Here is a 9,089-nt window from a genome sequence, read left to right as displayed (position 1 = left end):
ACAACGTAGGGGTTGACCTTGCCATGATGGGTTTGGCCGTACTGTGGGGCGTGGATCGCTTCCTGTCGAACATGGCGGGCAACTAGATGACCCGCACAAAAGAACGCGCCTTGAAAGCGGCGAAGGAGGCGCGCGGCGGCGGCGGGTTCCTGCCATTTCGCACTGACGTGCTGCACAGCGAGGCGCTAAGAAATCTCTCGCCCTATGCCACCAAGCTGCTACTGGATTTGGCGAGCCAGTGGCAACTAGGCCGAAACGGCGACGCCAGCGCGGCGTTTGAAAAGGTAATGCGCGCGCGGGGCTGGCGCTCGAAGGCGACGCTGAACAAGGCGCTCAAGGAACTGCGCGATTCCGGTCTGATCGTGATGACGCGGCAAGGCTCGCTCCACCAGTGCAGCTTGTACGGCCTGGGCTGGCTGGCGATTGATGAGTGCGGCGGCAAACTCGACATGAAGGCGACCACGCGACCGCTGAACGGCTGGCTCGATCCGCCGAAGCCGCTTGAAAACAAAGCGCCCAGTACGCCACGTGTACCTACTGCGATGAAAAAGGGCGATCTAGGTACGCCACGTGTACTAGGCGCCTGAACAAACAAGCCGCTTAGGTACGCCAGGTGTACCTAAATGGCCTGTTTTGGGCCTTCGTCTGGTACGCCACGTGTACACCTCTATAGATTTACCATCTCCTACCGGAAGCAAGACACGAGGATGACAGCAAGCAAATGAAAGGCAGGAACATCATGACAAGCACGACCAAGCGTAAATCGCCCGCACCAGCGCCAGCGCCAGCGAAGGCCAATGTGCTGACCGTCACACAGGAGGAAGGAAAAAGCCAGGAACGCCAGAAAGCAGAACTTGGCCTATCGTCCACCGTCGCCAACGCCGTGACATCATCGAACTTCGCGCAGGGATCGTTTGGCGTGGTGGAGTTATCGGAGGCAGTCGGCGTGATGCGGGAAAAGATCGCCAGGGTGAAGGCCGGCGACTTGTCCGACGTGGAAGCGACATTGACCGCGCAGGCGGCGACGCTCGACACCGTGTTCAATGAGCTGGCGAGACGGGCCGCGCTGAACATGGGCGAGCACCTGAGCGCCACCGAAACCTATCTGCGGCTGGCCTTAAAAGCTCAGGCGCAATGCCGCGCCACGCTGGAGACGCTGGCCGAAGTGAAGTATCCCAAAGCGGCAACCTTCGTTCGCCAGCAAAACGTCGCATATCAGCAGCAGGTGAACAATGGCGACGATAATGCGACCATTACGCGCGCGGGCACGCGAGGGCGAGAGGGGGGCTAAAAAGTCTACGCGCCGCCTACCGGACACCGCTCCGTATCCTTCGTTCTATCGCTAACCCACAATATCCCCGCGTGCGTGCGCGTGCGGCAGTCCATCGAATCAATCAAACGAACTATTGGAGGCTCGCCATGGCGAACGGATGGACACAGGAGCGACGAGCACGGCAGGCCGCACTAATCCGCACCTGGAGGCCCTGGGAGTGCTCTACGGGGCCTAGAACGGCGGCAGGCAAGGCGCGCAGCAGTACGAATGCCGACAAGCCGGAATCGTTCAACAGGCGAACGCGGGAGTTGAAAAGAGAGGTTGCCGCGCTGCTGGCGCAGGCGAAGGAAATCGGGAGCATGTGTCGGTAGGACGACGTAGCAATCGCCAGCACGCCGTTACGCTAGAAAAGATGAGCGTGACAAAAAAAAGAGACACATTTTTTTCTGTTGGTATTTATGTTGGTACTTTCTTAAAAAAACACGATTTCTCACAGGTAAATGTAATTCCGGTTCCGGCACCACAGCTTGTAGGTTGATATTAATCAACTTGTACTTTAATGTTCATTAAGTACAAAAAACCCCATCTCTCAAATGAGACTGGGTGCATCTGGTCCTGTAACGTCCGTTGCGGCACGTTGCAATCCATCTTTTTTGCGTCCGTACTTGCGTCCATAGGCGATAAGTCATCAACCACATGGACGCAAAATGCCGAAATTAGCCAAACCGTTCACTGACGCTGCGCATCACCTGCCGCCATCATCATGAGCGATATTACGGCCATGAAAGTCTTCATCATTCTTACCTCGCTCCTTCATCAAGCGCTATCCCGATGCGTGGAACCTGAACCATTACGCAAAATTCGCCTGCCTGGCGCGGGACAAACCGAAAGCGCGCGAACTTATCGAACGCATTGGTAATGACATCGTTCCCGACGCATGGGAACCTGCATCGCTGGGTGTCAAGTGCATGCAATGGGCGACTCAGGCCCACTTCGCCGGGCGATGATCGCAGACCGCCAAATCCCTTCAATCCGCTCACTCCATGGTGACCGATGAATATGACTTCAGGCTGACCGAATTGGGTACTTCCGCCATCGACAAGATGCGCAGATGGGGAATGACCCGTTCGGACAGCATGCGCAGATGGCGGCGCAGGTCCGGTGTGCAAAGTAGTACCGGTAGCATATTGCTCTTCATCATTCTCTCCGCCTGCGTTGCGAGCCGGCCCAGCAGCAGTTCCGCGTATTTTGGCTCCACCACCAGCGTGGCGCCGGCGTCGACTTCGCGGATACTGTGCATCAGGCTGTCTTCAATGGCGGGATCGAGCGTCATCACATGCAATGCGGTCAACTCGCCCAGCAGCGACTGGCAAATGGACGGGCCAAGCTTCTGGCGCACCACTTCGGTCAGGTAGCCCAGGTCCTTGCTGTTGCGCCCGACATCGGCAAGCGTTTCCAGCACCAGTTCCAGGTTACGGATCGACACTTTTTCGCGCAGCAGGTTCTGCAATATTTTCTGGATGTCGCTGATCGATACAATCGTCGGCACCAGCTCTTCGACCAGGCCGCTCTGCTGGTCACGCACGCGCTGCAGCAGCCGGTCGGTCTCGGTGCGCGTGAGCAGCATTGCCGATTGCTGCTTGAGCACCTCGCTCACGTGCGTAATAAACACCGTGGTCGCGTCGACCAGCGTATAGCGCGACGCCCGGGCCAGGTCCTCTTCGCTCTTGTCGATCCAGATCGCCGGCAAGCCGTACGTGGGTTCCCGCGTCTCAATGCCCTTTATCGCGCGCGGCTCGCCGCCGGCATGGATGGCAAGGGTCCGATCAAGCATGATCTCGCCGCGCCCGGCCAGTACTCCGAACACGTGCAGCTCGTACGCATTGGCCCCCAGAGCCGGCGCATCGCGAAAGCGCACCCGTGGCAGCACCATGCCCGACTCGAGCGCGAACTGCCGGCGGATGGCGCTGATCCGTTCCATGAAAAGCGTCGTGTCACTGCTGACAAACGGGGCGAGGTTGACGCCTACCATCACCTCCACCGGCTCCACCTTCAGCAAGTCGTAGGGATTCTGCTCGCCGGCTGCGGTGGCCGTCACGTTCTTGCCTTCGGGCGCGGGCTGGTCTTCCCGCGCGCGGCGCTTGACAAGGTGGGCGGCCAGTAGCAGCGTGGCAACAATCGCCAGCACGGGCACGGCCGGTATGCCTGGCAGGAACAGCATGACCGACAGCGCGGCGGCGACGATATACATTGTTTTAGGGAACGAGGTGAGCTGACGCAATACCTCCGTGGACAGGTTGCCGTCAGACGCGGAACGGGTGACGATGATGCCGGTGCCGACCGCGATCACCAGTGCCGGGACCTGGGTCACTATGCCGTCGCCGACGGTCAGCAGCGTAAACGTCTTGAGCGCTTCATCCCAGCGCATACCCATTTGCATGACGCCAATGACGAGGCCACCAATAATATTGATCAGCAGGATAACGATGCCGGCGATCGCGTCGCCCTTGACGAACTTGCTGGCGCCATCCATGGCCCCGTAAAAACCGGTTTCCTTTTCCAGCGTCTTGCGGCGCCGTTTGGCTTCCTCCTGGTCGATGAATCCCATGTTCAAGTCGGCGTCTATGCTCATCTGCTGGCCGGGCATGCTGTCCAGCGTGAAGCGCGCCGCCACTTCCGAGACGCGTTGCGCGCCATTCGTGACCACCACGTACTGGACGACGACCAGGATCAGGAAAACAATCATGCCGATCACGTAGTTGCCGCCGATGACGTACGAGCCGATCGAGGCGATCACGTTGCCGGCGTTGGCGTCCGTCAGGATCAGGCGCGTGGCGGCGACATTCAAGGCTAGCCGGAACAGCGTGGCGATCAGCAGCAGCGACGGGAAGGTCGAAAACTCCACCGGGCGCGTAATATAGAACGTCAGCAGCAAGATCAGCAGCGCGAAGCTGATATTGACCAGGATCAGAAAATCGAGCAGGCCCGAGGGAATGGAAATGAACAGCACCGCCAGGATGCCGACCACCAGCAGCACCATCACCATGTCCGAGTTGTTCGTCAGTATTTTACGCATCATCGGCCTGCCTTTCGGTTTGCGCGTTTCACCTCGCGCATGGCGTACACCCACACCATGATTTTCGCTACCTGGGGATACCACGCTTCCGGCACGTAGCCGTCGTTGTCGACTTCCTTGAACAAGGCGCGCGCCAGCGGCCTGTTCTGCACGATCGGGATCTGGCAGCGCACGGCCGTCTCGCGCATCTTCGCGGCCATCTCCCCTGCTCCCTTGGCGATGACTTGCGGCGCACCCGAAGTCCCATGCTGGTAGGAAAGCGCGATCGCATAGTGGGTGGGATTGGTAATGAGCACGTCCGCCTTGGGCACGTTGGCCATCGAGCGGCTGCGTTTGAGCACTTCCTTGCGCAGCTCGCGGATGCGGGCGCGGATGCGCGGGTCGCCGTCGCGGTTCTTGGACTCATCCCTGACATCGCGCTTGCTCATACGCATGTTCTTGGCGAACTCCCAGCGGGTAAACAACAAGTCCACCGCGCCGATGGCAAACAGGGCCAGCACCAGCTTGACCAGCATGCCGCCCGCCAGCGCAATGAGCACGCCCGCATACGTCTTCGGGTCCATTGACGTCAATGCGATCAGGTGGGGAATGGCGTCCTTGACCAGCGTGTACAGCAGCGACCCGAGCACGACCAGCTTGATCAGGCTTTTGCTCGTATCGAACACGGTGCGCACCGAAAAAATCCGTTTTAGGCCCGTCATCGGATTGATCCGGTTCAGGTCGGGCTTGAGGGGGTAAAAGCTGAAACCGAATCCCGTCTGCAGCAGCGTCACGGCCACCGCCGTGACCACGAGCGTCAGGAAAAACGGGCCCAGCACCGTCAGCATGCCGACCGCCAGGTGGCCCAGCCACGCCGCGCTGGCGTCCACGCCCATCTCCCGCACCGACACGCGCGCGAGGATTTGCTGTTGCATGCGCAGCAGTTTGCGCAGCACGTCCCAGCCGCTTGCATACAGCGTGGCGGCCAGCGCTGCCATGATCGCCATGGCCGTGAAGTCCTGACTTTTGGAGACAGATCCTTTTTTTCGCGCCTCCTCCAGCTTGTAGGGGGTCGCGTCCTCGGACAGGTCGGCGTCGCGTTCGGCCATCAGAGCACCTGTTCCCAGAAAGTGAAAATGGCGGCAAATACTTTGCTCATCGACGGCCCCAGCGTCATGATCGTCAGCGCGAACAGCGCGATCCCGGCCACCAGCTTGACCGGCACCAGCACAATGAACACATTCATCTGCGGCAGCACGCGCGAAATGATCGCCAGCCCCATTTCGACCAGCAGCAGGCATAGCATGACGGGAATGATCAGCGCCACGCCCAGCGAAAACATCAGGCCGAACTGGGCAAGAACGGCGGCGCCGTTCAGCGCCCCAAGGCCGGTCCCGGGCGGCGCCTGGCGCAATGAAAAGGCGATGCCGCGCAAAAACGCGTGGTGCGCATCCATGCTGAAAAACACGACCACAGCAACCATGTTGAGCATGGTGGAAAACAGCGGCGCGCCGGCGCGGGTGACGGGGTCGTACACGGCGCCGATGCCAAAGCCGCTCTGCACGTCCAGGATTTTTCCGGCCACGGCAAATGCGCCAAAGGCGGCCATGACGCCAAACGCAAGCGTGGCGCCCACGGCCAGTTCGCTCAATGCCGCCAGCATCACGGGCCCGATGCTCAGCGCCACCGGCGGGCGCGCAAGGTGCATGCCCGAGACCAGCATGGTGGACAGCATCAGGGTGAGCAGCACGCGTACCGTCACCAGGCCGTTCAAGCTGGTGAAAACGGGCGACATCATGAGCAAAACGCCGATGCGCAGCGCCACCAGAAAGACCGACAGCATCCAGGCCGGGTCGATGGTAATCGTCATGGGGCGCAATGGGCTAAAAATAGAGCGGGATGCTGGCGATCAGGTTGGCCGAATAGCCCACCAGGCGCTTGAGCATCCACGGCCCGCACACTACCAGCACCACCACGGCCGCGACAATCTTCGGGATGAACGTGAGCGACGCTTCCTGGATCTGGGTGACCACTTGCACCACGCTGACCAGCAGGCCCACCACCAGCGTGGCCGCCAGCAGCGGCGCGGCGATCAGCAGTGCGTTCCAGAGCAGGTCCGCGAGCAACTGCAGCGCCAAGTCCGCGCGCACGGCTAATGCGCCGTCAAGCGCTGCACAACCGCAGCGAGGTTTTCGCCGTCCGGCGTCTGGTGGGCGCGGACCAGGCGCAGGGCGAGCACCTTGAAGCGCTCCGGGTCGTCCGCGTCGCCGCTTTGCACCATTTCGGCGTAGCGCGCCGACAGGCAGGATGGATCGAGCCGCAGCGCCGTCTTGATCGACGCTGCGGCCAGCGCGTGCTGGCTGCGGCGGGCGGCGACGGCGGCCATCGCCCCATGGCTTTCGCCAAAGTTGCGGTCGAGCGCGAGGGCGGCGTCAAACGCCTGTTCGGCCCCGGCCACATCGTGCGTGAGCAAGCGGCACCAGCCAAGCGCGTGCCAGCTGCCGATGTGGCCCGGCATCAAGCGCACCGCGCGCTCCAGCTGCGGTATGGCGCCTGCCATGTCCCGCTCCAGCATGCTGGCCATGCCCAGGCCCGACCAACTGCGCCCTTCGCCCGGGTTGTGCGCCAGCGCTTCGGTAAAGCGTTCGCTGGCCCGCGCCGCATCGGCGCTCCCCAGCGCGAGCGTGGCACTGGCCACCAGCGCTTCCAGCGGCCGCGCGTCGCCGGCAAGGGCGCGCTCTGCCAGCAGGGCCCCTTGCGCGAACCGTCCCGCGTCGACGCATAGAAGGCTCGCGGCGGCGCAATAATTGGCGTCGTCGAGATAACGATCCGCGTACGACTCGATGAGCGCAGCACCTTCGTCGTACTGCCCAAGTTGGTGCATGGCGCGCACCAGCAGGGTCGCTCCCTGGGGTGGCAGCGCCGGATCATCGCAATAAGCACGGAGCGTGGCCAGGGCCGTTGCATGCTCCCCGGCGCTGAACTGGCACAGGGCCAAGCTGTAGACGACATTGACGTTGACGTTGGGGTTTGAGGCCAGCAAACATGCGAACAAGGGTTCAGCCTCACGCCAGCGGCCTTGTGCGACCAGAACATGGCCGCGGCGGTACTGCAGCAACGGGTCGGCGGGGTGGGCGGCGCGCGCATGATCGGCGTGGCGCGCCGCGCGCGGCAAGTCATCGGTTGCCACGTTCAGCTCGATTGCGATGGCCAGCAGTTCCGGGTTGGCGGGGTCGCTGGCGAGGTAAGCCTCGGTGCGCTCCAGCCGGGAAACAAGGTCCTGCTGTAGGGACGACGTGTGCATGTTAAACGCTCCGCAATCAGTGGCTGGTATTGCCGGTGTAGGCCGACAGCAGGATGTGCCGGCCATCCTCGCTTTCGTGCGCTTTGGTGCTGTCGGCGGCAGCGGCGCCCTGGCCCGCAGCCAGACGCGCCATCTCGTCGAGGATGCGGCGCATGTCGACGTTGAGCGGCAGGATTGCCGTATTGCGCGCAATGCCCAGTTCCAGATGCGCGCGCGCCTCGGCGATCCGGTCGCCGATCAGGTGGCACAGGCCAGCGCCGAAGTAACGCAGCGGTTCGCCCTCTGGCAACTCGGCCAAAGGCGCAAGCACGCTGGCGGCGCGGTCGGTGTCGGCGGCAGCCAGCCACAGCAGGCCCAGTTGGAGCCGCGCTACCGAAAGCGTGGGATCAAGCGCCAGCGCGCTCGCCATCAGCTCGACGGCGCGCTCGTACATGCGGATCTGCGCATACTCGGCGCCAAGCAGGTAATGCGCCTTTGCCGTGGCGTCATCCCGGGCCACGGCCTGCTTCAGGCAAGCGATGGCAGAAGCCGAGTCGCCTCCCTGGCTGGCATTGACCGCCAGTTGGAACAATTCGTCCTGGTCAAGCGTGGCAAGGTCGGCAGTGCGCGGCATGCTCAGTCTCCCATTTTCTTGTGGCTTTGAGGAAAGTAGTGCTTGCCGAAGGTTAGCAGTACAGTTCCAGCCGACAATTGAGCTAGAACAAACCACGCAGCTTGTGCAAGGCTTCTCCGTGCAGCTGGGAAATGCGGCTGCGCGTGAGCGACAGGTTTGATGCCACCTCATCGAACGACAGGTGCTGCAGGTAGTGCAACTGCATCACGCGCCGGTGACTGGGAGCGAGCGAGCCGAGCGCCGTGGTGACCCGGTCCCTGAGCTGCTTCAATTCGAGCGCCGTGTAGGTATTGTCGGGATAGGCGCCCTCTTCTTCCACATACATGGATGATTCTTCAAGCGCGAAGCCGACCGCCAGGCCGAACGCGGTGTCCGCCAACCGTGCGAATACAGCCTCCGGACCCGCCAGGGCATCGGCGCCGACGTCGAGCGCGGCGGCGCGCTCCCCGTTGACGCGCTTGCGCGCCGCAATCTGGCGCGACACTTCGCTGGCCGACTCCAGACCGGTCAGCACCGCGCCGGTGATCCTGCTGGCGGCAAAAGTCTCGAACAGCACGCCCTGGCACGGGTCGAAGCGATCGACCGCCTCAAGCAGCCCGACGCTGGCGTATTGCAGGTAGTCGGCAAACTCCGTCGCGTCGGTCGCGCGCTGCGCATTGCCGGCGTTCGGGCGCCGCGCGTAGACCCGGGCCGCCATCACGCGCGTATAGCCAAGATACGCTTCGACGAGCTGCTCGCGCACGCGCAAATCGCCGCTGCGCTGAAACGCGGCCCACAATGGCCGCGTGAGGGCGGCATCGGGGCGCACGGAGCGGCGCGGCGTCGAGACGGTATGGCTGGCCAT

At 62.3% G+C, this 9,089-nt stretch carries 9 protein-coding genes; 2 read left to right on the top strand and 7 right to left on the bottom strand.

What is annotated here, in order from left to right; all coding sequences use genetic code 11:
* Positions 1-86 precede the first annotated feature (86 nt).
* Positions 87-587, top strand: coding sequence for a hypothetical protein (locus ACP7BV_RS14720; RefSeq protein WP_426104817.1), 501 nt, complete (start codon positions 87-89; stop codon positions 585-587).
* A 152-nt stretch (positions 588-739) separates the two neighbouring features.
* Positions 740-1,291 (top strand): hypothetical protein, encoded by a 552-nt coding sequence (locus ACP7BV_RS14715; protein ID WP_426104816.1) that lies wholly within the window; start codon positions 740-742, stop codon positions 1,289-1,291.
* Between the two features lie 1,018 nt (positions 1,292-2,309).
* Here the strand turns inward: ACP7BV_RS14715 and ACP7BV_RS14710 are convergent.
* The 7 genes from ACP7BV_RS14710 to ACP7BV_RS14680 form a co-directional block, all read right to left on the bottom strand.
* Positions 2,310-4,352, bottom strand: a complete 2,043-nt coding sequence (locus ACP7BV_RS14710; protein WP_426104815.1) for a flagellar biosynthesis protein FlhA — start codon at positions 4,350-4,352, stop codon at positions 2,310-2,312.
* Positions 4,349-5,437 (bottom strand): EscU/YscU/HrcU family type III secretion system export apparatus switch protein, encoded by a 1,089-nt coding sequence (locus ACP7BV_RS14705; protein WP_426104814.1) that lies wholly within the window; start codon positions 5,435-5,437, stop codon positions 4,349-4,351. Before ACP7BV_RS14705 ends, ACP7BV_RS14710 begins: the two co-directional genes overlap by 4 nt.
* Entirely contained in the window at positions 5,437-6,198 is a 762-nt protein-coding gene (locus ACP7BV_RS14700) for a flagellar biosynthetic protein FliR (protein WP_426104813.1), read from the bottom strand. The genes ACP7BV_RS14705 and ACP7BV_RS14700 overlap by 1 nt, the downstream gene beginning before the upstream one ends.
* 13 nt (positions 6,199-6,211) lie before the next feature.
* Positions 6,212-6,478: a flagellar biosynthesis protein FliQ gene (fliQ, locus tag ACP7BV_RS14695; RefSeq protein ID WP_426104812.1), complete on the bottom strand. Its 267-nt coding sequence runs from the start codon at positions 6,476-6,478 to the stop codon at positions 6,212-6,214.
* A 2-nt stretch (positions 6,479-6,480) separates the two neighbouring features.
* A complete protein-coding gene (locus tag ACP7BV_RS14690) occupies positions 6,481-7,632 on the bottom strand; it encodes a tetratricopeptide repeat protein (RefSeq protein ID WP_426104811.1) in 1,152 nt (383 codons plus the stop codon).
* Between the two features lie 16 nt (positions 7,633-7,648).
* Entirely contained in the window at positions 7,649-8,245 is a 597-nt protein-coding gene (locus ACP7BV_RS14685) for a hypothetical protein (RefSeq protein WP_426104809.1), read from the bottom strand.
* 82 nt (positions 8,246-8,327) lie between these two features.
* Entirely contained in the window at positions 8,328-9,089 is a 762-nt protein-coding gene (locus ACP7BV_RS14680) for a sigma-70 family RNA polymerase sigma factor (RefSeq protein WP_426104807.1), read from the bottom strand.

The organism is Massilia sp. TSP1-1-2, from assembly GCF_049896185.1.
Taxonomy (GTDB): Bacteria; Pseudomonadota; Gammaproteobacteria; order Burkholderiales; family Burkholderiaceae_D; genus Telluria_A.
This window is presented reverse-complemented; position numbering and strand designations above follow the sequence as displayed.

Coding starts and splice junctions, on each gene's coding strand:
- ACP7BV_RS14710 (WP_426104815.1), bottom strand. CDS start 4,352: ATGATGCGTAAAATACTGACGAACAACTCGGACATGGTGATGGTGCTG.
- ACP7BV_RS14690 (WP_426104811.1), bottom strand. CDS start 7,632: ATGCACACGTCGTCCCTACAGCAGGACCTTGTTTCCCGGCTGGAGCGC.
- ACP7BV_RS14700 (WP_426104813.1), bottom strand. CDS start 6,198: ATGACGATTACCATCGACCCGGCCTGGATGCTGTCGGTCTTTCTGGTG.
- ACP7BV_RS14720 (WP_426104817.1), top strand. CDS start 87: ATGACCCGCACAAAAGAACGCGCCTTGAAAGCGGCGAAGGAGGCGCGC.
- ACP7BV_RS14680 (WP_426104807.1), bottom strand. CDS start 9,089: ATGGCCAGCCATACCGTCTCGACGCCGCGCCGCTCCGTGCGCCCCGAT.
- ACP7BV_RS14705 (WP_426104814.1), bottom strand. CDS start 5,437: ATGGCCGAACGCGACGCCGACCTGTCCGAGGACGCGACCCCCTACAAG.
- ACP7BV_RS14715 (WP_426104816.1), top strand. CDS start 740: ATGACAAGCACGACCAAGCGTAAATCGCCCGCACCAGCGCCAGCGCCA.
- ACP7BV_RS14685 (WP_426104809.1), bottom strand. CDS start 8,245: ATGCCGCGCACTGCCGACCTTGCCACGCTTGACCAGGACGAATTGTTC.